Here is a 20,498-nt window from a genome sequence, read left to right on the forward strand (position 1 = left end):
AGCGCATCGACGTGTCCGAGGCCATGATCCACGTCGCCATGGGAAGCCTGCTGCTGCGCAGGATCAGCCACTGACACCATTCTCAAACGGACTCTAAGACGGGAACTCACCGTTGCCTCGAACAACGGAGAGCCACAGATGCTGATTTCGACCTGGAAGCTGGCAGACATTCACCGGAACCATCAGGGCGCGGGTGCCTGCGGTCATCGTCCGTCCCGGTCCGCGATCGTCGCAACGCGGCGTCAGCTCCTGATCGGAGCTCTCAGCGTCGCGGCCGCTACCAGCCTTGCCGTTCCTGCCGGGGCCGCGGTCCTGACCGTCACCAACCTCGACCAATACCGAGGCGGTCTTGCACGCCTCGCTCCGCGCTACCGGACCGCGCTCGTCGACATTGGCGCGGAATGGTGCGCCTTCTGCAAGACCATTGATCAGAAGATCCTCCCGGACCCCGGCGTCCGGCGAGCCATGGAGCGAATTGCGCTGATCAAGGTCGACGTGACCAGAATGGGCCAGTCCAGCCGCGAGCTCCTTCGATACCTGCGCGCCGACGGGCCCCCAACGCTCTTCGTCGTGCAGACTGCGAGCGGACGTGAATTCTCAGGCACGCGATCCGTCGGAGCCTTTCGAGCGAGTGACCTCGTCCGGCGCCTGCGCCCGTTCGCCTGACATCGATACCGGTTTCAAGACATGCGGGAGCTTGATTGAGATCAACGCGTGCGTTGGGTCGCTCATGATACTTACATAATTACTGAAAGTAATGGGGCGGATCGTGAAACTGTTCATCAAGCTGGCGCTATTCGCGATCTGCGGACTTGGAATCTCCTATGCCTTCGCGATTTCCACCCCCTATTGGTTCAAGCCGAAGGCCGAGGCGCATGTCGACGTCACCGATGCCGCCCTGATCCGCCAGGGCGCGTATCTCGCGCGCGCAGGCGACTGCATCGCTTGCCACACCGCCCCTGGCGGCAAACCCTTCGCCGGCGGCCTCGGCATGCAGACGCCGATGGGCACGATATATTCGACCAACATCACGCCCGATGCTCAAACGGGTATCGGCGGCTACAGCTACGGCGACTTCGAGCGGGCCGTACGAAAAGGCATCCGGCCCGACGGCACGCACCTCTACCCCGCCATGCCCTACGTCTCCTATGCTGTCGTCAAGGACGAGGACATCAAGGCGCTCTACGCCTACTTCATGTCGAGCGTCGAAGGGGTCCGGCAGGACAACCAGCCGACCACCATGCCTTGGCCGCTCAGCATGCGCTGGCCGCTTGCCTGGTGGCAGCTCATATTCGCCCAGCCCCGCGACTTTGCCGCGACGACCACCGATCCGCAGCTCGTGCGCGGCGCCTATCTTGTCGAGGGCCTCGCCCATTGCGGCGCCTGCCATACGCCACGCGGCATCGCGTTTCAGGAAACGGCCCTCGCCGATGGCCCGAACAGCCGATTTCTGTCGGGCTCCGTCCTGGAGGGCTGGTACGCCAAGAACCTTCGCGATGAAGACACTGGCCTGTCGACCTGGACGGTCGATGAGATCGTCGATTTCCTGAAGACTGGCCGCAATGCCAAGACGGCGGCCTTCGGCTCGATGTCCGATGTCGTTGAGCATTCCACCCAGTATCTTGCGGCCGACGACCTGACGGCGATCGCCACCTACCTCAAATCGCTGAACGCCCGCGACGGACGCAGCCCGACATGGCAGCCGAAGGAGGATCTCACCACCGCGGCCCTCAAGGCCGGCGATTTCAGCGCCCCCGGCGCCATGTCCTACGTCGAGCACTGCGCGACCTGCCACCGGATGGACGGCAAGGGCGCGCCGCGCATCTATCCGGCGCTCGCCGGAAACTCGATGGTCTTTGCCGATGATCCAAGCTCCCTCATCCAGGTGACGCTTGCCGGCGGGCGCATGCCCCGCACCCCGCATGACACCATGGCCTTCACCATGCCCGGCTTCGCTCACCTGACGAACCGCGAGGTCGCGGCGATGCTGAACTTCATCCGCAATGGCTGGGGCAATCACGGCAGCGAGATCACCGAGGCCGACATCTCGCGCATGCGTCATGAGATCGCGCGAAAGCCGAAGCACTACGTACCGGGAGAACAAGAATGACCAACCGCTCCCTCATCTTGACCGGGATCGCGATCGTGGCGATCACCGCAGCGGCCGGCATATTTGCGCTAACGCACCAGCGCACGCTGGATGCCCCGGTTAACGACGCAATCGCGATCCTGGACGCTACCGGCGCCCGCATCGGCGACTATCGCATTCCGCCGGACAGTTCGATCGCGCAAGAGCCGAATGCGGTTGCCATCATGCTTGGCAAGCGGCTGCTGAACGAAACCGCGCGCCTGCTTCCCATCAATGTCGGCAACGGGCTCAACTGCAACTCCTGCCACATGGCTCAAGGCAAGCTCTCCGACGCCAACACCTACATCAATACAAGCAATTTCTATCCCGCCGTCATGCCCCGCGCCGGGCGCGCGGTCGATCTCGTCACGCGCATCAACGGCTGCTTCCAGCGATCGATGAACGGCAAGCCTCTCGCAGAGGACAGCTCCGAAATGCAGGCAATGGTCGCCTATATGGACTGGTTGCGGCAGGACGTGGCCAAAGGCGCCAGGGTTGCGGTCCGCAACGCCGGGCCGATCGACGACACCCTGATACCGGATCCCGAGAGAGGCCAGGCGATCTACGCCGCCCAGTGCGCCTCATGCCATGGCGCCAATGGGCAGGGCATGAAAGACCAGTCCGGCAACTATATCTTCCCGCCGCTCTGGGGTGACGAATCGTTCAATATCGGCGCCGGCATGGCGAGAACTTACAAGGCGGCGCAGTTCGTCAAATATGCGATGCCGCCGGCCATGAACCTGATACCACCGCTCGGAACGGGCGGCGTCCTCTCCGATCAGGATGCCGTCGATGTTTCGGAATACTTCACCCACATGCCCCGTCCCGATTTCGCCGGAAAAGTGCACGACTGGCCCACAGGCAACAAGCCGAAGGACGCGCGTTATTAGAACATGTCTTTTTCAAGGCTGAACCTGGTTTCTTAAGGTTGCCTTAAGCTTGGTTTCCGAGCGCTGACCCCATGCGCCTGCCGCAAGAGCCAGGCCGCAAAGGGGGAGGGGTTAGCGCATGGTGACGATGGGACTGTTGTTGGCGTTGAGCTTCGCCGTGTCGCTGCTCGCGCTCGCGTTCCTGATCTGGGCGATCAGCAACAAGCAGATCAAGCTCGACCAGCAAGACGCCAAGGTGATCTTCGCCGCGGGCGACGAGAACCACCTCGACAGCCCCGACGCCGAGCAATCACCCGCCAGGCGACATTACTTCGACACCGTCACCACCGGCATCGACCACATCTCCATGAGGCCGGCGGCCGTCCTTCTCGTCGCGGCCACCCTATGGCTGCTCGTCGGTTCGGCCTTCGGCCTCATCGCCTCGCTGAAGCTGCATTGGCCGGACTGGCTTTCCGCCTACGCACCGCTCACCTTCGGCCGCGTCCGCACGCTACACCTCAACCTTGTCATCTACGGGTGGCTGTCGCAGGCCGGCATCGCCGCGATGATCTGGATTTTGCCGCGCATCTTCCACACGCCGCTGCGCGCGCCCCGGATGCCGATCATCGGAGCGGTCCTCTGGAACATCGCCGTGGCGCTGGGAGCCGTCGCGATCGCCAACGGCTGGACGGATGGCGAGGAGTGGCTGGAAATTCCCTGGCAGCTCGACATGCTGCTGGCGCTGGCCGGCGTCTTCTTCGTCATCCCGCTGGTGAAGACGACGCTCGCCCGGGAGGTCCACCACATCTATGTGAGCGGCTGGTACTTCCTCGCGGGAATCCTCTGGTTCCCCTGTCTCTTCGTCATTGCAAACCTGCCCATCCATTCGGGCGTCGAAGAGGCCACGGTGAACTGGTGGTTCGCTCACAATGTGCTGGGCCTCTGGCTGACGCCGCTCGGCGTGGGAACAGCCTACTACTTCATTCCGAAAATCATCGGCAAACCGATCTATTCCTATTCCGTCTCACTGCTTGGATTCTGGGGCCTCGCACTCTTCTACAGCCAGGTGGGCATCCATCATCTGATCGGCGGACCGGTGCCGACCTGGGTCGTGACGCTCTCCATCGTTCATTCGGTGATGATGTTCATCCCGGTGATCGCGGTGGCCATCAACCAGCATGTCACGGTCGCCCGCAATCTCTGGGCCCTGAAAGAATCGCTGCCGTTGCGTTTCATATCCTTCGGCGCCGTCATGTATACGCTGGCCTCGTTCCAGGGTTCGATCGAGGCGCTGCGCTCGGTCAACACGGTCACGCATTTCACGCACTATACGGTCGGGCACGCCCATCTCGGAGCCTACGCCTTCGTGACGATCGTCATGTTCGGCGCGGCCTATCACATGCTGCCGCGCATGACCGGCCGGGCCTTCCTGTGGCCGGCTCTGATCAACGCGCATTTCTGGCTGATCGTCGTCGGCTTCGCGATCTACTTCTTCGGGCTTTCGATCGGCGGCGTGCTGCAGGGCCTCGCCATGCTCGATGCGACACGCCCGTTCTCTGACAGCGTCATCCTCACGATCCCTTATCTCGAGGCGCGCAGTCTCGGCGGCAGCCTTATGACGCTTGGCCACATCCTCTTCGCCGTCAATGTCGCCGCCATCCTCATTCCGCGCCGGGCATCGGCGGCCGCACGCGTGGTGCCCGCCGAATGAACCGCTATCTTCCCCTTTCGATCATCGCGCTCGGCATCCTGGCTTTCGCAACCTTGCTGCTTGTCATCGCGCCGGGCATCCAGATCGGCCGTCACGACGCTCCGCCTGGTCTGGAGCCCTATACCGAGCAGCAATTGCGCGGCCGCCAGGTCTACGTGTCGCTCGGCTGCGTCTACTGTCACAGCCAGCAACCGCGATCGCCCGACCAGGCGCCCGACGGCGCACGGGGCTGGGGACGTCCGGCCATTGCCGCGGATTACACCTACGATGCGCCCCATCAGCTCGGGACAATGCGCACCGGACCCGATCTCCTGAACGTCGGCGCAAGACTGCCGTCACGGGACTGGCACCTGGCCCATCTCTATCAGCCGCGCGCCATCTTCGACTGGAGCATCATGCCGGCCTATCCTTTCCTCTTCGAGGTCAAGGGTGCCCCCGATCCCGGCGACGTTGTCGTCTCCATGCCTTCCGGCTTTGGGCCCGAAGCAGGCGTTATCGTCGCCAAGCAGGACGCGCTTGATCTCACCGCCTACCTGCTGTCCCTCGACCGTACCTATCCGGCGCCCGCCGACGCCATTCGCGACGATGGCTACCGCCGTCCGGAGGGCACGCCATGACCGCTGACAAAAAGCAGGAAGCGGAGCGCTCTTCTCGCATCGACGAAACCTTCGAGCCCTACGAACTGCACGGCAAGATGCCATGGCCGCTGATCGCGTTCGCCGTCGGACTCGGTCTCTGGGGCGTTGCCACGCTGTTCGAGACGCGAGAGGACGTTGTTGGCGCTCAGGCGGAGCGCGTCGCTCGAAGCCATACGGAAACCGGCGTGGCGACTGAACCCGGCGCGCCGCTCTTCCTCGCCCGGTGCTCGACATGTCATCAGCCGGACGGCTTGGGCGTGCGCGGCGCCATCCCTCCGCTTGCCGGCTCTGCCTTCGTCGCTCACGGGCCGGAGCTTGTCGCAACGATCCTGCTGCGCGGCATTGATGGACCGATCCGTGTTGGCGACCATGTCTTCAACGGGCACATGCCGAGCTTCTCCAGTGTGCTCGCGGATGTCGAAATCGGCGAGCTCGCAACCTATGTCGCACGTCGCTTCGGCACGTCGTCCGACAGTCTCAACGCTCCGGATGTGGCCATGCTGCGCGATCGTGTCGCCGGCAGCGGCAGCTTCAAGGGCGGGGCCGAGATTGCGTCGTCCACCGACCTCGATCTGGGCCATCAGCCGGCCTTCGTCCCTGCGACCGCCGTGTCGCTCACCCCGGAAGTGTCCGCGCTGGTCTTCACCGGCCGCGGCGAGCAATGGGCTTGCGCAAGCTGTCACGGCGATCTCGGCCAGGGCAAGGAGAATACCCCGCGCCTCGCCGGCCTTTCCGCCGATTACATCGTCAAGCAGCTCGGCGACTTCGCGGCGGGCCGTCGCCTCAACGAATCCATGCGGTTGATCGTGGCCTCGCTGTCCGATGAGGAAAAGCGCCAGCTCGGCGACTATTACGCCGCGCTACGCGTGCCATCGAACGCCCGGCCCGATCTCGGCGGGAGCCTCGCGCGCGGCGAGGCTCTCGCGCTTCATGGCGACTGGAGCCGCAACGTCCCGGCCTGCTTCTCCTGTCATGGGCCCTCCGGCTTCGGCGTCGCACCCGAATTCCCGCCGATCGCCGCCCAGCATGCCGCCTACACCGCGAGCCAGCTTGCGGCATGGGCCGGGGGCCGTCGCAACAATTCTCCGCTCGATCTGATGGGGCGGATCTCACGCGAACTCAGCGACGCCGATCGAAGGGCCGTGGCCGACTACCTCGCCTCCCTCCCTCCAGTGCCAGCAGGAGACGACACCCAGATCGCGGAAATCGGAGAACATCCATGACAGAGCCTGCGGAGAGCCTTGCCGCCAAACCAGCCGATCCTCAGAGAGGGCGGATTGCACGATGGTGGATCCACGCAGCCGGCGCTGGCATCATCGCCGCCGCCCTGGGAGCGCTCGCCTACGAAAGCGGCATCATCCCAGGACGACAAACGTCGCAGCAAGTCGCCGGGCCTGCCACGGCTGGCTTCTTCCAGCCTCCGGCCGACGACCAGATTCCCGACGACGAGTTCGGCGCCGCCATCCGTCGGGGGCAGGCGATCTTCATGAACACCTCGACCAATGCATCCCAATATGTGGGCAACGGCCTGTCCTGTTCGAACTGCCATCTCGGCGCCGGCCGCCAGCCATTCTCCGCCCCGATGTGGGCTGCCTGGGGCCAGTATCCCCGCTACCGGTCGAAGAACAACCAGATCAACACGATGGAAGATCGCGTGCAAGGGTGCTTCACCTTCTCCATGAACGCCCAACACTCGGTTGCCGGTGGGCCTCCGCCGCATGGCGATGACATCTATCGCGATCTTCAAAGCTACTTCTACTGGCTTGCCAGCGGCGCCCCCAACAACGAGCTGATGAGCGGCGCCGGATTTGGCAGAGTGGCCAGGACCGAGCTCGGCTACTCTCCCGAGCGCGGCGCCCAAGTGTTCGCGGCCAACTGCGCCGTCTGCCACGGTGCCGAGGGTCAGGGCCAGATGGACATCAACGATCGCTATGTCTTTCCGCCGCTCTGGGGTCCGAATTCCTACAATTGGGGTGCCGGCATGGCCCGCATCGACACGGCTGCGGCCTTCATCAAGCACAACATGCCATTGTCCCAGCCCGGCCGGCTGACCGATCAGGAGGCGTGGGACGTCGCCGCCTATATCAACAGCTTCGAGCGTCCGAAGGATGCGAGACAGCAGGGGCGCACGATCGAGGAAACGCGCCGACTCTACCACGATGGCGATGAGATCTATTACGGACAGGTCGTCAACGGCGTGCTTCTGGGCGTCGGCACCCCCGATCCGGTGCGGCCGGTCGGCGCCGTGGACTGACCGCCATGCGCCGGCTCGTCGCGGTCGAGGGCATGGCATGCGGCGGCTGCGCGCGCGGGCTGGAAAAGCGTCTCAGCCAACTCGAAGGCGTCAACAGCGTCGGCGTCCACCATCTGACCGCATCCATGCTGGTCGATTGGGACGAGGCGAGGACATCGATCGCCAAGATCGCGTCCGTCGTCTCGAGCGCCGGGTATGCCCTGGTCGACCGGCATCAGCCCGACGAACTATCGGCAATGCTTTCTGGAGATATTCGCCGGCTGAGCCTTCGCCTTGCCGTCGCCGTGATGGCAGGGATGTGGTCGATGGCGCTCGCCGTCGTACTCTACGTCTCCGACATCGATGCGACAGTCGCCTGGTGGATCGCGCTCGCCTCCGGCGTCCTGGCGCTGCCGGTCCTGCTCTGGGCGGGAGCTGGCATCTTCTGGATGGCCTTCCGATCAGTCCGACTGCGTACGCCCACCATGGATCTGCTGATCGCCTTGGGCGCCGGCGGCGCATTTGCTCTCTCTCTGGTGTCACTCGCGTCCGGATCATCGCATGTCTATTTCGACACCGCGACAATGCTGATCACGCTTCTCCTTCTCGGGCGTCTCGTCGATCTGATCACCAGGCGCAGCGCAATCGATGCGTTGAAGGCTCTCGAAGAGGCTTCCGTGGAGACGGCCGTAAGACGCACCGCTTCGGGGAACAAAGTTGTCCCATGCAGTGAGGTCGAGATCGGCGATCGGGTCGTCATCGACGCCGGCGCGGCGATCAGTGTCGACGGGATCATCCAGGAGGGCCGGAGCCTCATCAACCGCGCGGTCCTGACAGGTGAAAGCCATCCGCTTCCGGTCGGCGCCGGGCAACGCGTCGAGGCGGGCGCGATCAATCTCGAAAGGCGCCTCATCGTTTCGGTCGACCGTGCCCATGGAGATCGCGACCTTGATCGTATGGGCGGCGCGATCATGCTGGAGCTTGCCCGGCGCGGCACGCTCGCCTCACGCGCCGACCGTCTCGCCGGCGTGCTGAGCTGGGGAATCCCGGGATTGGCGCTGCTCACTGCGGTCACGCTGCCGCTCGCAGGGGTCGCGGGAGCAGACGCCATTCTGAGGGGGCTGACGGTGCTTGCCGCAGCCTGCCCGTGCGCTTTGTCGATCGCCGCGCCGCTTGCACAGGCGCGCGCGGCCGGCATCGCGGCGAGACTCGGCCTGCGGCTCCGGGATCCTGTCGCTTTTGAATCGCTCGCCCAGCCGGCAACAGCCATCTTCGACAAGACGGGTACTCTGACCACAGGCCTCCCCTCAGTGGTTGAGGTCGCTGCTGCCAAGGGCTGGAGCAAAGACGATGTGCTGCGGCTTGCTGCAATTGCCGAAACCGGGATCGATCATCCTCTGGCGCGGGCGATCGTCGCACGACACGGCCGTGAAGAAGGCGCGGGCGGGACGCGGCGGGAACGCAGCGCCGAGGCAAGGGATCGCGACGGTCGTTGCATCAGCGTCTATGGAATCGATCGCGACGACGGCATGACCTCGCTTGCCGTGAGCCTCGACGATGTCGTCATCGGCTCCCTCGGCCTCGCCGATGCTCCCACCGGCCAAGCGCGCGGGACCGTCGACCGGTTCCGGGAGATGGGTATCGACATGTGGATTGCGTCCGGAGACGGCGGCGGTCCGACGTTGCGGGTCGCGAAGGCTCTCGGTATTCCCGCGCCCCGCGTCCGTTACGGCTGCACGCCGGCAGACAAGGTCGAGCTCGTGAAAGCCGCAACCGCTCCTGTTCTCTTCGTCGGGGATGGCGTTAACGACGCTCCGGCGCTCGCCGCCGCCGATTGCGGCATTTCCGTTGCCGGTGCCCATAGCGCCGCTGCGCGAACCGCGGACGTGGTCATCGTCAAAGGCGGCATCGATCAGCTCGTGTCTGCGATCGCGCTTGCCCGTCGCACGGTATCAATCACCCGACAAAACCTGGGCCTCGCCATCGTCTACAACCTGTTGGCCGTTCCGTTGGCAATTGCAGGCACGCTGTCTCCTTCCCTGGCGGCGCTCGCCATGCTCGCGAGTTCGTCGTCGGTCGCGTTCAACAGCTTGCGCTTAGAACTATCAGGAACGTCCGCCGTGCCGGCAAAAGCGGCGCCCCAGTCCGCAGAACTCTGCGACGAGCCGTTGGTTAGGCGCGGTTAGAGTGCCGCTTCGTGGGCGGCCTGCGAATAGAGCTTCGTCACCGACAAGATGCGAGATACTCGGTTCCAATCTTCGCGAAGATCGCCAGCCGACGTACCCAGGACGAGCAGGTGAGCCCGCAAGCTTAAGAGCCGGTCAAGGATCGATGATCCGTCAACGCAGTCGCGCGAAGTTGGCGGCGCCCTCGATCACATGCTCTCGTTTCTGACTCGCTTCCGGCCGCGTCATCTTGAGAAGCATTTGTTCAGGATTGCCGGCGCCGAATACCGCCTCGATGCTGCGCACGCACAAAACAACGGGTTCGCCGGCAAGGCTGTAATAGACCTGCTTGGCCTGACGACGCGTCGTGACCAGCTCAGCCTTGCGGAGCTCGGCGAGCTGCTGGCTGAGCGCTGGCTGCCCGATGCCGGTTGCCGCGTCCATTTCCGTCACCGACTTTTCCCCTTCGAGGAGAAGGGACAGGATCATCAACCGTTGCGATTGCGCGAACTTGCGCAGCTTGTCGGCCGCGGCCTCGGCTTGCGCCCGGGACTGCCATAGCGCCTTCATCCATCTCTCCGGCAGAACCAGTCGGATTCGTGCTGCGCCTTTTCATCGGCCGGCAGGAGAAGCGGCTGCCCCGGCTGCCAATCAGCCGGAGCAAGCTTCTCGCCGGAATGGGTGGCCTGCAGCGCCGCCACCATCCGCAGCATCTCGTCGACCGAACGTCCGATGGTCAGCGGATAGTGCGTGATCGCCCGGATGACGCCCTCCGGGTCGATGAAGTAACTCGCCCGAACTCCCGCGCTGTTCTCCGCCGTCTCGTCGATCATACCGTAGGTGCGACCGACGAGCATGGACGGGTCCTCGATCACCGGAAACGGGATTTCCACCGAAAAGAGCTCACGTATGGAGCGGGCCCAGGCGAGATGCGCATAGAGGCTGTCGACCGACAGACCGAGAAGTGCGCAATCGAGCGCAGCGAAACGATCGTGCGCTTTGGCGAGCGCCACGAACTCTGTGGTGCAGACCGGCGTGAAGTCCGCCGGGTGCGCAAAGAACACCAGCCACCGGCCCTTGTAGTCGGAAAGCCGGATCGGACCTTGGGTGGAACGGGCCTCGAAATCAGGAGCGGCGTCGCCCATACGCAGGGTCGGGGGAGGTATGCGGATCGATACGTCGTTCATCGAAGCCGTGGTCTCGAAAGCGTCACTTACGTGTTTGTCGTATGGCGCGCCGCCTGACGCAATACGATTACACAGTTACATGGTTAGTTGAATAGATAAAAAAGGCGGCGACGCGACCGGCTTCGAAACCCGAGAACGGCCGGTTCCGACCCGGACCAAACTGGGCAACCTCCTTCGACCCAGGCCTTCTATACGGCCCGTCCACGCGGTCCTCGCCGCCTACCTCGCCACGGCTTTCGTCGTCGGAGGGGTTGGCTTCCAATGTCGTCTCAAGGACCGGACCAATTCCGGTGCGCAACACGCTTGAACGTTGCCCGCCAGAGCATCTACGCTGCTACCCGGAACAGCGCGTACAATCGGCCGCCGGAGGCCCCGATGACCTTTATCTGCTTGGCAATTTCGGGCACGTCGGTTGGCCTCATGGGGCGGCCTTCGTGGGACCGCAAGTAAAGATGGTTGCGCCCTCCCGCAACCATCGCTACCAGCTGGCTTCGGCAACGTCGGTCGCCTTGGACAGGACGGCCTCCAAGCGATCGGCAATGATTCCGCACTCTGGAACCGCCAGCCCAAGTGTAGCAGGCATCTGCGATTCGATGAGCAGATCGTGCCTTCTTCGATCGAAGGAGCCAGTGGTCGTGTCCTGCAGACAGCGGATCGTCTTGCCGAGAAGGCGTGGTGGGCGCCAAAACTACGCTGCCATATCCGAAAACGCCCATTCTCGTGCTTACATACTGCTTACACATAGCGGTCGCACAGGCCGTGTAAGCAAAAAGCGCCCCAAGGGCGCTCTTTAAGCATTTGACTTTCTTGAAGAAAACTGGAGCGGGCGAAGGGATTCGAACCCTCGACCCCAACCTTGGCAAGGTTGTGCTCTACCCCTGAGCTACACCCGCATCCATGTCCGGCGGCGATCAGCACCGTCGAGGTCGGCTACATGCCGCAATCCGGAGGACAATGCAAGGGGCAAATTGGGCGTGCTCGACAAAATGCCGCGCCCGGCGCCATCCCGCCTGTGGATGACTTGCGCCCCAACCCTCTCGCCGGCCCGCACGACCCGACCGTGCCCGGTGAGTCCCCGGCCGCCTCGGACGTGAGGCGAACCGGTCGGCCGCCCCGGCCCTCCCGCCTTGCCGCATGCCGGGCCGGTGGGTACAACCGGGACATGGCTGCCACCCCCGACGATCTTTTCGCCTTTCTCGCCGGCCTCGGCATCACGGCGGCGACGACGACGCATCCCCCGCTGTTCACGGTCGCCGAGTCGCAGGCGCTGCGCGGCCTCATTCCCGGGGGGCACACGAAGAACCTCTTTCTCAAGGACAGGAGGGGGCAGCTCTTCCTCGTCGTCGCGCTCGAGGACGCCGCGATCGACCTCAAGGCGCTGCCGGCCGCGGTGGGCGCGAGCGGCAAGTTCTCCTTCGCCAGCGCCGAGCTCCTGAAGGAGCACCTCGGCGTCGAGCCCGGTTCGGTCACGCCCTTCGGCGCCTTCAACGACCGGGACGGCGCCGTCACCATCGTGCTCGACGCCGCCATGCTGGAGAACGAGCGCCTCAACTTCCACCCGCTCGTCAACACGATGACGAGCACCATCGGCCGCGACGACCTTCTCGCCTTCCTGCGCGCCACGGGCCACGAGCCGCTCGTCGTGCCGGCATCGCGCCCCGGGCCGGCGGGCGAGATGCGCCCGGACGATTGCCAGACGCGCATCGCCGCCCCATCTTGAACATGCCGCGGGCAGGAAGGCCCGATCCGCATTCGTCACAAACAGAGGTTTGAATGTTGAACGAACAGCCCGCCGTGGCCGATGCCGGCACCATCAAGGACACGACGACCGCCGACTTCCGGCAGGACGTCATCGCCGAATCCGCGCGCCAGCCCGTGCTGGTGGATTTCTGGGCACCGTGGTGCGGCCCGTGCAAGCAGCTCACCCCCGTTCTCGAGAAGGTGGTCGCGGCAGCCAAGGGCAAGGTCAAGCTCGTCAAGCTCAACATCGACGAGCACCCGCAGATTCCCGGCCAGCTCGGCATCCAGTCGATTCCCGCCGTCATCGCCTTCCAGCGCGGCCAGCCGGTCGACGGCTTCATGGGCGCCCTGCCCGAGAGCCAGGTGAAGGGCTTCATCGAGCGCCTCGTCGGCCCCGTCGGCCCGGCGGCGACGGACGTGATGCTCGAGGAGGCCGCGGCGATGCTCGAGGCCGGCGATGCGACCGGCGCGACCGAGATCTATGCCGCGGTGCTGACGCAGGAGCCGACCAACACGGCCGCCATCGGCGCGCTCGCCAAGCTGCACGTCACCTTCGGCGACATCGAGGGGGCGAAGCGCTTCCTCGCCATGGCGCCGGCGGACAAGGCGAACGACCCGGCGATCGCCGCCGGCCGCGCCGCCATCGAGCTCGCCGAGCAGTCGGCCGAGCTCGGCGACCTCGCCGAGCTCGAGGCGCGCGTCGAGGCGGACCCGCGCGACCACCAGGCACGGTTCGACCTCGCGCTCGCGCTCAACGCCCGCGGCCGGCGCGAGGCGGCGCTCGACCATCTGCTCGAGATCGTGCGGCGCGACCGCAACTGGAACGACGACGGCGCCCGCCGGCAGCTCGTGCAGCTCTTCGACGCCTGGGGGCCGATGGACGAGATGACGATTGCGGGACGCAGACGGCTGTCCTCGCTCCTGTTCGCCTGACAGGGGAGCCAGCAGCCCGGCGGGAGACGACGGCATGGTGATGAACCCGACCTACCGCAGCCCGGCCGAGATGCCGGCCGTCATCCCGCTCTTCCCACTCTCGAGCGTGCTGCTCCTGCCGCGCGGGCAGCTGCCGCTCAACATCTTCGAGCCGCGCTACCTCGCCATGGTCGACGATGCGCTGGCCGGCAGGCGCATCATCGGCATGATCCAGCCCGACGCCGAGGAAGCGGCGCAGACGAGCACGCCGCGGCTCTATGCGGTGGGCTGTGCCGGGCGCATCACCCAACTGGCCGAGACCGGCGACGGGCGCTACCTCATCACGCTGAGCGGCATCGCGCGCTTCCGCGTGCGCGAGGAGCTCACGGTCATGACGCCCTACCGCCAGGCGCGCGTCGACTACGACCCCTTCGCCGTCGACTTCACGCCCCGCGCCGGGGAGGAGGCGGTGGACCGCAACGCGCTCATCCGCACGCTCCGGGACTTCGCCGCCGCCAACGACCTCAAGATCGACTGGAAGAGCATCGAGGAAGCGCCGAACGAGGCGCTCGTCAACGCCCTGTCGATGATGAGCCCCTTCGGCGCCAAGGAGAAGCAGGCCCTTCTCGAGGCGCCCGATCTCAAGGCGCGGGCGGAGACGCTGGTCGCCATCACCGAGATCGAGCTCGCACGCATCGCCGGCGGATCCGAAACGACGTTGCAATAAGCCGCGCCGCATGCGATTCGCTCGGCTGTGACAGGCGTCGAGACGAGGCGAAACGATGAGCGAAGGCCGGAACAACGAGGGGCAGAGCCCGACACGCATGTCGAGCGGCGTCGATCCGAAGCTGCTCGAGATCCTCGTCTGCCCGCTGACCAAGACGACGTTGGAATATGACGCGGCACGGCAGGAGCTGATCAGCCGGCAGGCCAAGCTCGCCTATCCGATCCGCGACGGCATCCCGATCATGCTGCCGGAAGAGGCGCGGCCGCTGGACTAGACGGCCTCATAACCGCCATGCCCGCGCCCGTCGCGGGCATCTCCCGGAAAGCCTATGGTGGCCCCACGGGCGTGGATGGCCGGGACAAGCCCGGCCATGACGACGGGAGGGCCGTCGCGGGAAGGTAAACTGGTAAACTGGCGCGAGCGGCGGCGCCCTCTTCGCCGGCGGGCAGAGCGATCGGGCCGTCAGGCACTACGACGGACGCAACCCCTCACAGCGCCTCGCCGCGCATCAGCCGCGGCACGGCGCCGGTCAGCCCCGCCGCCTCGCGGATGAAGAAGCGCTTGGCGGCCGGCATCCGCTCGACGAGGCCGAGGCCGAGGTCGCGCATGAGGCGCACGGGCAGAAGGTCGTTCGAGAACAGGCGGTTGAGGCCGTCCGTCGCGAGGCCCATGGTCACCGTGTCGAACCGCCGGGCGCGCTCATAGGCGAGGAGCGCCTCCTCGTCGGCGACGTCGCGGCCGAGGCGGCAGGCGTCGATGATCGTCTCCGCCAGCACGGCGACGTCGCGCAGGCCGATGTTGAGGCCCTGGCCGGCGATCGGGTGGACGACGTGGGCGGCGTCGCCGACGAGGGCGAAGCGCCCGGCGACGAAGCGCCGGGCGATGCCGATCGACAGCGGGAAGGCGCGCGCGGGCGACAACAGCGCAATCTCGCCGAGCTCGAGGCCGAAGCGGCGCTCCACCTCCTCGCGCAGGTCCTCGTCCGGCAATTGCAGCAGGTAGTCGGCCGCGTCGGCGCGCTCCGTCCAGACGATGGAGGAGCGGTGCCGGTCGTCCCGCGTCGCAAGCGGCAGGATGGCGAAGGGGCCCGAGGGCAGGAAATGCTCGATGGCGCGCCCTTCGTGCGGGCGCTCGTGGCCGATGGTGGCGACGATGCCGACCTGGTCGTAGCTGCGGCCGACCCAGCCGATGTCGGCCATGTCGCGCAGGCGCGAGCGGGCGCCGTCCGCCGCCACCAGGAGGCCGGCCTCGATGACGGCGCCGGAGGCGGTCGTGACCAAGACGCGCTCCGGCCCGGCCACGAAGCGGGCAATGCCTTCGGCGGCGAGCGTGACCCCCGCTTCGCGGCAGGCGGCGGCGAGGGCGTTGACGAGGTCGTCGTTCTCGACCATGTGCGCGAAGGGCTCGCCGGGCGCCACCTCGCCCGCGAAGCTCAGGATCGAGGGGCGCACCGGGTCGGCGAGGCGGCTGTCGGTGATGACCATGTCGAGGATCGGCTCCGCGCGCTCCGCCACGACGCTCCAGACGCCCAGGGTCTCGAGCATGCGCCGCGCGCCCGCGGCGATGGCCGAGGCGCGGGACGCATCGCCGCCGGGCGCCGGGCGCGCGAGCGCCGGGTCGCAGACGGTGATGTCGAGCCCGCCGGCGCCGCCCCTGGCGAGCGACAGGGCGAGCGCAAGGCCGGCAAGCCCGCCACCGGCGATGACGACGCGCCGGGACGGCGGGATCGCGCGCGTGCCCGCACGCCGCCCTGCGCTGCCCTTGCGTCCGGTGCCTTTCGCTGCGGCCATGCCTTCTCTCCGACGATCTTGACGAACAGGCCCGGCAAGGGCCTCATGCATTCAACCCCCGCGCGCGGGGCTTTGTATCATCGCAGGTGCTGATGCACCTGCCCCGGGACGGACCATGAAGCACGCCATCTCCGATCTGCTCGAAATACTCGATCTCGAGGTGCTGGAACACAACCTGTTTCGTGGTCGCAGCCCGCAGGTGGGGTGGCAGCGCGTCTTCGGCGGGCAGGTCATCGGCCAGGCGCTGGTGGCGGCCACGCGCACGGTCGAGCCGCAGCGCAACGTCCACTCCCTGCACGCCTATTTCCTGCTGCCGGGCGACCCGAAGGTGCCGATCATCTACGAGGTGGACCGCATCCGCGACGGGCGCAGCTTCACGACGCGGCGCGTGGTCGCCATCCAGCACGGGCAGGCCATCTTCTCCATGTCCGCCTCGTTCCATGTGCACGAGCCCGGCCTCGTCCACCAGGTGCCCATGCCGGACGTGCCGGGGCCGGAGGACCTGCCGAGCGACGAGGAGATCAAGGCGCGCGTGCTGCCGCTGATGCCGGACCCGGTCAGGGCCTATTTCGAGCGCGACCGGCCGATCGAATTGAAGCCCGTGGAGTTCCGCCGCTACATGTCGCGCGAGCCGATGGAGCCGCGCTTCAACGTGTGGATCCGCGCCACGGGCCGGCTGCCGGACGATCCGGCCATCCACCAGTGCGTCCTCGCCTATGCGTCCGACATGACGCTGCTCGACACCAGCCTCGTCGCGCACGGGCGAACAGTGTTCGAGCGCACCATCCAGGCCGCGAGCCTCGACCATGCCCTGTGGTTCCATCGCCCCTTCCGGGCGGACGAATGGCTGCTCTATTCGCAGGACAGCCCCTCGGCCGGCGACGCCCGCGGCTTCTCGCGCGGGCTCATCTTCTCGCGCCATGGCGAGCTCGTCGCCTCTGTGGCCCAGGAGGGGCTGATCCGCCCGCGGGACGACCTCGCCTGAGGCGATTTGCCTAATTTTTAGGCAGTTATCTGCCGCATTGCGCCTGCCTAAAGTGCAGGCAGGCCGATTCGCGCCCTCCTGAGGACGGCGGCAGCCCGAATCCGCGGGTTGGCACGCGGCTTGTTTCGTCCCTCCCGGTACTTCACGGGGCCCGTACGCCGGGCCTGCTCGGGGTCAAGGGGAAACGGGACATGAAAATCGTGATGGCGATCATAAAGCCGTTCAAGCTGGAGGAGGTGCGCGATGCGCTGACCGCCATCGGCGTGCACGGCCTCACCGTGACGGAGGTGAAGGGCTACGGCCGGCAGAAGGGGCATACCGAGATCTACCGCGGCGCCGAATATGCGGTGAGCTTCCTGCCCAAGCTGAAGATCGAGGTGGCCGTGCCCGCCGACCTTGCCGGCAAGGTCGTCGACACCATCGCCGACACCGCCCGCACCGGCCAGATCGGCGACGGCAAGATCTTCGTCTACAGCATCGAGAAGGCCGTGCGCATCCGCACCGGCGAGACCGACGGCGATGCCCTCTGAGCCCCGCAATCCAGGAGTTCGAACGATGACGTTCAAGCGCTATGCAGGGGTCGGAGCCGGCGCCCTCGCCCTTTCCCTTGTCCTTGCGCTGCCGGCGCTGGCCCAGACCGCCGCCCCCGAGGCGGCGACCGAGGCGCCCGCTGCAGCCGCAGAGTTCGCCTCCGCCAAGGACACCGCCTTCATCTTCAACACGCTGCTGTTCCTGATGGGCGGCTTTCTCGTCATGTGGATGGCCGCGGGCTTCGCCATGCTCGAGGCCGGCCTCGTGCGGACGAAGAACGTCTCCATGCAGTGCCTGAAGAACGTGGCGCTCTATTCCATCGCCGGCATCATGTACCTCCTCGTCGGCTACAACCTCATGTACACCAACGTCGACGGCGGCTTCTTCGGCTCCTTCGGTGTCTACGGCTGGCCGGCCTCCGGCACCGCCAACGAGGGCGACTATGCCGTCGCCTCCGACTGGTTCTTCCAGATGGTGTTCGTCGCCACTGCCGCCTCGATCGTCTCCGGCACGCTCGCCGAGCGCATCAAGCTGTGGCCCTTCCTGCTCTTCACCGTCATCCTGACGGGCTTCATGTATCCCATCACGGGATCGTGGAAGTGGGGCCAGGGCTGGCTCGATGCCATGGGCTTCTCGGATTTCGCGGGCTCGACCATCGTCCACTCGGTCGGCGGCTGGGCGGCGCTCGCGGGCGCGCTCGTGCTCGGCGCGCGCCGGGGCAAGTACGGGCCTGACGGCGCGGTCCACCCGCTGCCGGGCTCGTCCATGCCGCTCGCCACGCTCGGCACCTTCATCCTCTGGCTCGGCTGGTTCGGCTTCAACGGCGCCTCGCAGCTCGCCATGGGCACCAACTCCGACGTCTCGGACATCTCGCGCATCTTCGCCAACACGAATCTCGCCGCCTGCGGCGGTGTCGTCGCCGCCATCCTGCTGACGCAGGTGATCTACAAGAAGGTCGACATCACGATGGCGCTCAACGGCGCCCTCGCCGGCCTCGTCTCGATCACGGCCGAGCCGCTGACGCCTGGCCCCGTGACGGCGATCATCATCGGCGCCATCGGCGGCGTCATCGTCGTCTTCGCGGTGCCGATGCTCGACAAGCTGAAGATCGACGACGTCGTCGGCGCGATCCCGGTGCATCTCCTCGCCGGCATCTGGGGCACGCTCGCCGTGCCGCTGACCAACGGCGAGACGAGCTTCGGCACGCAGATCATCGGCATCCTCGCCTATGGCGTGTTCACCTTCGGCGTCAGCCTCGTCGTCTGGTTCATCCTCAAGGCGACCATGGGCATTCGCGTCAGCGCCGAGGAAGAGGCGCTTGGCCTCGACAAGGCCGAGATCGGCGTCGAGGCCTATCCGGAGTTCAGCGGCAGCGGCATGCGCAGCTGACCCGCCCCTGACGCCCGAGAACCAGAAGGCCGCGCCCCGCAAGGGCGCGGCCTTTTCCTTGTCCCCTGCCATCGCGGCCGCCGCACAAGGTTAACGGGGGTTTAACTCGCGGCCGGCTAGGGTAAGGCATCGGTCGTCCCGGCCCAGCCGGGCGGCCGGGAGCCGTCTCATCCCAGCCCGGTTGCCGCCATGCGAACGAGCCGCCACTCCCTGTCGCAAGCCGACGAACTGTCGGACGCCATGCGCCGCTTCTTTGCCCGTCGCGCGGCGGAGATGAGCGGGCTCGGGCTCGTGGCGCTGGCGCTCGCCTTCGGCCTCGCCCTCGCCACCTGGTCGGTCGAGGACCCGAGCCTCACCCACGCCACCAACGGGCCGGTGAAGAACCTTCTCGGTCCGCTCGGCGCCGTCATCGCCGATCTCGGCATGCAGATCCTCGGCATGGGCGCCATCGTCTTCGTCGTGCCGGTGGTGATCTGGGGCCTGCAGCTCATGGGGCGGCGGCGCCTCGAGCGGCTGGCGCTGCGCATCGGGCTGTGGCTCGCCGGCACGGCCGCGGCGGCCGCCGTCGCCAGCGCCATGCCGGCCACCACCTCCTGGCCGCTGCCGAGCGGCCTCGGGGGCGTCGTCGGCGACGGGCTGCTCTTCGGGCTGCGCAGCACCCTCGGCCTGACCAGCGGCCCCGGCGCCGCCATCATCACGCTCGTCTATGCCGGCATCGCCATCCTCGCGCTGACGGCCGCCTGCGGCTTCGGCTTCCCCGAGACGGCGGATGACGACGATGACGAGGAGCTCGCACCACGCCGCTCCTCGCGCCGGGCGCATGCGGATGATTTCGAGGATGACGGCGCGGACGAGCCCGGCTGGGGCATCGTGTCGCTCGGCGCCCTCGTGCACGGCTTCATGACATTGAAATCGGCCATCGCCCGCCGCCTCGCCGCACGGCGTCCGGCGCAGGTCCACGCCGGCTTTCAAGCCGCGCCGCAGGCCCCCTCCGCCGCACCGCGCGCCGCATCCCGGCGCGAGCCGCGCTTCGAACAGGCCCCCGCGGCCCACGACGCCTTCGACGGCGCGGCGGATTTCGGCGGCTACGATCCCGCCGAGGCGCCTTTTGCCGACGAGGACGAGGCCTATGCGCCCCGGACGGCGGGGCCGGCCGTGTCGCGGGTGGTGCCGCCGCCGGCGGCGCCCAAGCCCGGCAAGCGCCTGGCGCGGGAGGCGCAGCCCTCCTTCCTCGACGACGGCGAGGACTACCAGCTGCCGCCGCTCGCCCTCCTCGCCGAGCCGAAGAAGAACAACGGCGCCGTGATCTCGCCCGAAGCGCTCGAGCAGAACGCGGCACTCCTGGAGAGCACGCTGGAGGACTTCGGCGTCAAGGGCGAGATCATCAACGTGCATCCCGGCCCCGTCGTGACGCTCTACGAGCTGGAACCGGCGCCCGGCACCAAGTCCTCGCGCGTCATCTCGCTCGCCGACGACATCGCCCGCTCGATGAG

Annotated in this window: 19 protein-coding genes and 1 tRNA gene; 16 read left to right on the forward strand and 4 right to left on the reverse strand. The window is 66.6% G+C overall.

Going from position 1 to position 20,498, the window contains the following annotated elements:
- Window positions 1-138 precede the first annotated feature (138 nt).
- The 8 genes from GGR16_RS25840 to GGR16_RS25875 all read left to right on the forward strand — a co-directional run bounded on the left by GGR16_RS25840 (window position 139) and on the right by GGR16_RS25875 (window position 9,765).
- Complete coding sequence (locus GGR16_RS25840; protein ID WP_183319091.1) at window positions 139-666, forward strand: thioredoxin family protein; 528 nt, start codon at window positions 139-141, stop codon at window positions 664-666.
- A 103-nt stretch (window positions 667-769) separates the two neighbouring features.
- Window positions 770-2,110 (forward strand): c-type cytochrome, encoded by a 1,341-nt coding sequence (locus GGR16_RS25845; protein ID WP_342640510.1) that lies wholly within the window; start codon window positions 770-772, stop codon window positions 2,108-2,110.
- Window positions 2,107-3,018, forward strand: a complete 912-nt coding sequence (locus tag GGR16_RS25850) for a c-type cytochrome (protein WP_183319095.1) — start codon at window positions 2,107-2,109, stop codon at window positions 3,016-3,018. The genes GGR16_RS25845 and GGR16_RS25850 overlap by 4 nt, the downstream gene beginning before the upstream one ends.
- Before the next feature lie 118 nt (window positions 3,019-3,136).
- Window positions 3,137-4,708 carry a cbb3-type cytochrome c oxidase subunit I gene (locus GGR16_RS25855; protein ID WP_183319097.1) on the forward strand — a complete coding sequence of 524 codons (1,572 nt, stop codon included), beginning with the start codon at window positions 3,137-3,139 and terminating at the stop codon, window positions 4,706-4,708.
- Complete coding sequence (locus GGR16_RS25860) at window positions 4,705-5,325, forward strand: cbb3-type cytochrome c oxidase subunit II (RefSeq protein ID WP_183319099.1); 621 nt, start codon at window positions 4,705-4,707, stop codon at window positions 5,323-5,325. Before GGR16_RS25855 ends, GGR16_RS25860 begins: the two co-directional genes overlap by 4 nt.
- The gene (locus GGR16_RS25865; protein WP_183319101.1) at window positions 5,322-6,569 is read left to right on the forward strand and encodes a c-type cytochrome; all 1,248 of its coding nucleotides are present in this window, start codon (window positions 5,322-5,324) and stop codon (window positions 6,567-6,569) included. Before GGR16_RS25860 ends, GGR16_RS25865 begins: the two co-directional genes overlap by 4 nt.
- The gene (locus tag GGR16_RS25870; RefSeq protein ID WP_183319103.1) at window positions 6,566-7,600 is read left to right on the forward strand and encodes a c-type cytochrome; all 1,035 of its coding nucleotides are present in this window, start codon (window positions 6,566-6,568) and stop codon (window positions 7,598-7,600) included. The genes GGR16_RS25865 and GGR16_RS25870 overlap by 4 nt, the downstream gene beginning before the upstream one ends.
- Before the next feature lie 5 nt (window positions 7,601-7,605).
- Window positions 7,606-9,765: a heavy metal translocating P-type ATPase gene (locus GGR16_RS25875; protein WP_183319105.1), complete on the forward strand. Its 2,160-nt coding sequence runs from the start codon at window positions 7,606-7,608 to the stop codon at window positions 9,763-9,765.
- Between the two features lie 153 nt (window positions 9,766-9,918).
- Here the strand turns inward: GGR16_RS25875 and GGR16_RS25880 are convergent, their stop codons facing one another.
- The 3 genes from GGR16_RS25880 to GGR16_RS25890 form a co-directional block, all read right to left on the reverse strand.
- Window positions 9,919-10,314, reverse strand: coding sequence for an ArsR/SmtB family transcription factor (locus tag GGR16_RS25880; RefSeq protein WP_183319107.1), 396 nt, complete (start codon window positions 10,312-10,314; stop codon window positions 9,919-9,921).
- Window positions 10,311-10,931 (reverse strand): peroxiredoxin, encoded by a 621-nt coding sequence (locus tag GGR16_RS25885; RefSeq protein WP_246373343.1) that lies wholly within the window; start codon window positions 10,929-10,931, stop codon window positions 10,311-10,313. The genes GGR16_RS25880 and GGR16_RS25885 overlap by 4 nt, the downstream gene beginning before the upstream one ends.
- Before the next feature lie 818 nt (window positions 10,932-11,749).
- Window positions 11,750-11,824 (reverse strand) — tRNA-Gly (locus GGR16_RS25890).
- 269 nt (window positions 11,825-12,093) lie between these two features.
- Between GGR16_RS25890 and GGR16_RS25895 the strand changes: the two genes are divergently transcribed.
- The 4 genes from GGR16_RS25895 to GGR16_RS25910 are packed head-to-tail and all read left to right on the forward strand — an operon-like array spanning window position 12,094 to window position 14,584.
- Complete coding sequence (locus GGR16_RS25895; RefSeq protein WP_019402522.1) at window positions 12,094-12,651, forward strand: prolyl-tRNA synthetase associated domain-containing protein; 558 nt, start codon at window positions 12,094-12,096, stop codon at window positions 12,649-12,651.
- Window positions 12,652-12,704: 53 nt separating this feature from the next.
- On the forward strand, window positions 12,705-13,604 hold the full coding sequence (gene trxA / locus GGR16_RS25900; RefSeq protein WP_026015191.1) for a thioredoxin: 900 nt from the start codon (window positions 12,705-12,707) through the stop codon (window positions 13,602-13,604).
- Between the two features lie 34 nt (window positions 13,605-13,638).
- Window positions 13,639-14,310 carry an LON peptidase substrate-binding domain-containing protein gene (locus GGR16_RS25905; RefSeq protein ID WP_183319109.1) on the forward strand — a complete coding sequence of 224 codons (672 nt, stop codon included), beginning with the start codon at window positions 13,639-13,641 and terminating at the stop codon, window positions 14,308-14,310.
- A gap of 55 nt (window positions 14,311-14,365) precedes the next feature.
- A complete protein-coding gene (locus GGR16_RS25910) occupies window positions 14,366-14,584 on the forward strand; it encodes a Trm112 family protein (protein ID WP_183319111.1) in 219 nt (72 codons plus the stop codon).
- A gap of 214 nt (window positions 14,585-14,798) precedes the next feature.
- Here the strand turns inward: GGR16_RS25910 and GGR16_RS25915 are convergent, their stop codons facing one another.
- Entirely contained in the window at window positions 14,799-16,100 is a 1,302-nt protein-coding gene (locus GGR16_RS25915) for a ubiquinone biosynthesis hydroxylase (RefSeq protein ID WP_210289727.1), read from the reverse strand.
- Window positions 16,101-16,215: 115 nt separating this feature from the next.
- On the opposite strand from GGR16_RS25915, the gene tesB reads away from it, so the two are divergent.
- The 4 genes from tesB to GGR16_RS25935 form a co-directional block, all read left to right on the forward strand.
- Complete coding sequence (gene tesB / locus GGR16_RS25920; protein ID WP_019402527.1) at window positions 16,216-17,085, forward strand: acyl-CoA thioesterase II; 870 nt, start codon at window positions 16,216-16,218, stop codon at window positions 17,083-17,085.
- A gap of 191 nt (window positions 17,086-17,276) precedes the next feature.
- On the forward strand, window positions 17,277-17,615 hold the full coding sequence (locus GGR16_RS25925; RefSeq protein WP_019402528.1) for a P-II family nitrogen regulator: 339 nt from the start codon (window positions 17,277-17,279) through the stop codon (window positions 17,613-17,615).
- A gap of 25 nt (window positions 17,616-17,640) precedes the next feature.
- Window positions 17,641-19,005, forward strand: a complete 1,365-nt coding sequence (locus tag GGR16_RS25930) for an ammonium transporter (protein WP_183319113.1) — start codon at window positions 17,641-17,643, stop codon at window positions 19,003-19,005.
- 189 nt (window positions 19,006-19,194) lie between these two features.
- Window positions 19,195-20,498: DNA translocase FtsK 4TM domain-containing protein (locus GGR16_RS25935; protein ID WP_183319115.1), on the forward strand; the 1,304-nt coding region annotated here is incomplete at its 3' end.

The organism is Chelatococcus caeni (genome assembly GCF_014196925.1).
Lineage (GTDB): Bacteria > Pseudomonadota > Alphaproteobacteria > Rhizobiales > Beijerinckiaceae > Chelatococcus_A > Chelatococcus_A caeni.

Bases quoted from the DNA above. Each gene is read 5' to 3' on its own strand.
- GGR16_RS25910 (WP_183319111.1), top strand. From the start codon at position 14,366: ATGAGCGAAGGCCGGAACAACGAGGGGCAGAGCCCGACACGCATGTCG.
- GGR16_RS25880 (WP_183319107.1), bottom strand. From the start codon at position 10,314: ATGAAGGCGCTATGGCAGTCCCGGGCGCAAGCCGAGGCCGCGGCCGAC.
- GGR16_RS25930 (WP_183319113.1), top strand. From the start codon at position 17,641: ATGACGTTCAAGCGCTATGCAGGGGTCGGAGCCGGCGCCCTCGCCCTT.
- GGR16_RS25850 (WP_183319095.1), top strand. From the start codon at position 2,107: ATGACCAACCGCTCCCTCATCTTGACCGGGATCGCGATCGTGGCGATC.
- GGR16_RS25885 (WP_246373343.1), bottom strand. From the start codon at position 10,931: ATGAACGACGTATCGATCCGCATACCTCCCCCGACCCTGCGTATGGGC.
- GGR16_RS25860 (WP_183319099.1), top strand. From the start codon at position 4,705: ATGAACCGCTATCTTCCCCTTTCGATCATCGCGCTCGGCATCCTGGCT.
- GGR16_RS25870 (WP_183319103.1), top strand. From the start codon at position 6,566: ATGACAGAGCCTGCGGAGAGCCTTGCCGCCAAACCAGCCGATCCTCAG.
- GGR16_RS25875 (WP_183319105.1), top strand. From the start codon at position 7,606: ATGCGCCGGCTCGTCGCGGTCGAGGGCATGGCATGCGGCGGCTGCGCG.
- GGR16_RS25855 (WP_183319097.1), top strand. From the start codon at position 3,137: ATGGTGACGATGGGACTGTTGTTGGCGTTGAGCTTCGCCGTGTCGCTG.
- GGR16_RS25905 (WP_183319109.1), top strand. From the start codon at position 13,639: ATGGTGATGAACCCGACCTACCGCAGCCCGGCCGAGATGCCGGCCGTC.
- GGR16_RS25925 (WP_019402528.1), top strand. From the start codon at position 17,277: ATGAAAATCGTGATGGCGATCATAAAGCCGTTCAAGCTGGAGGAGGTG.
- GGR16_RS25865 (WP_183319101.1), top strand. From the start codon at position 5,322: ATGACCGCTGACAAAAAGCAGGAAGCGGAGCGCTCTTCTCGCATCGAC.
- tesB (WP_019402527.1), top strand. From the start codon at position 16,216: ATGAAGCACGCCATCTCCGATCTGCTCGAAATACTCGATCTCGAGGTG.
- GGR16_RS25915 (WP_210289727.1), bottom strand. From the start codon at position 16,100: ATGGCCGCAGCGAAAGGCACCGGACGCAAGGGCAGCGCAGGGCGGCGT.
- trxA (WP_026015191.1), top strand. From the start codon at position 12,705: ATGTTGAACGAACAGCCCGCCGTGGCCGATGCCGGCACCATCAAGGAC.
- GGR16_RS25895 (WP_019402522.1), top strand. From the start codon at position 12,094: ATGGCTGCCACCCCCGACGATCTTTTCGCCTTTCTCGCCGGCCTCGGC.
- GGR16_RS25840 (WP_183319091.1), top strand. From the start codon at position 139: ATGCTGATTTCGACCTGGAAGCTGGCAGACATTCACCGGAACCATCAG.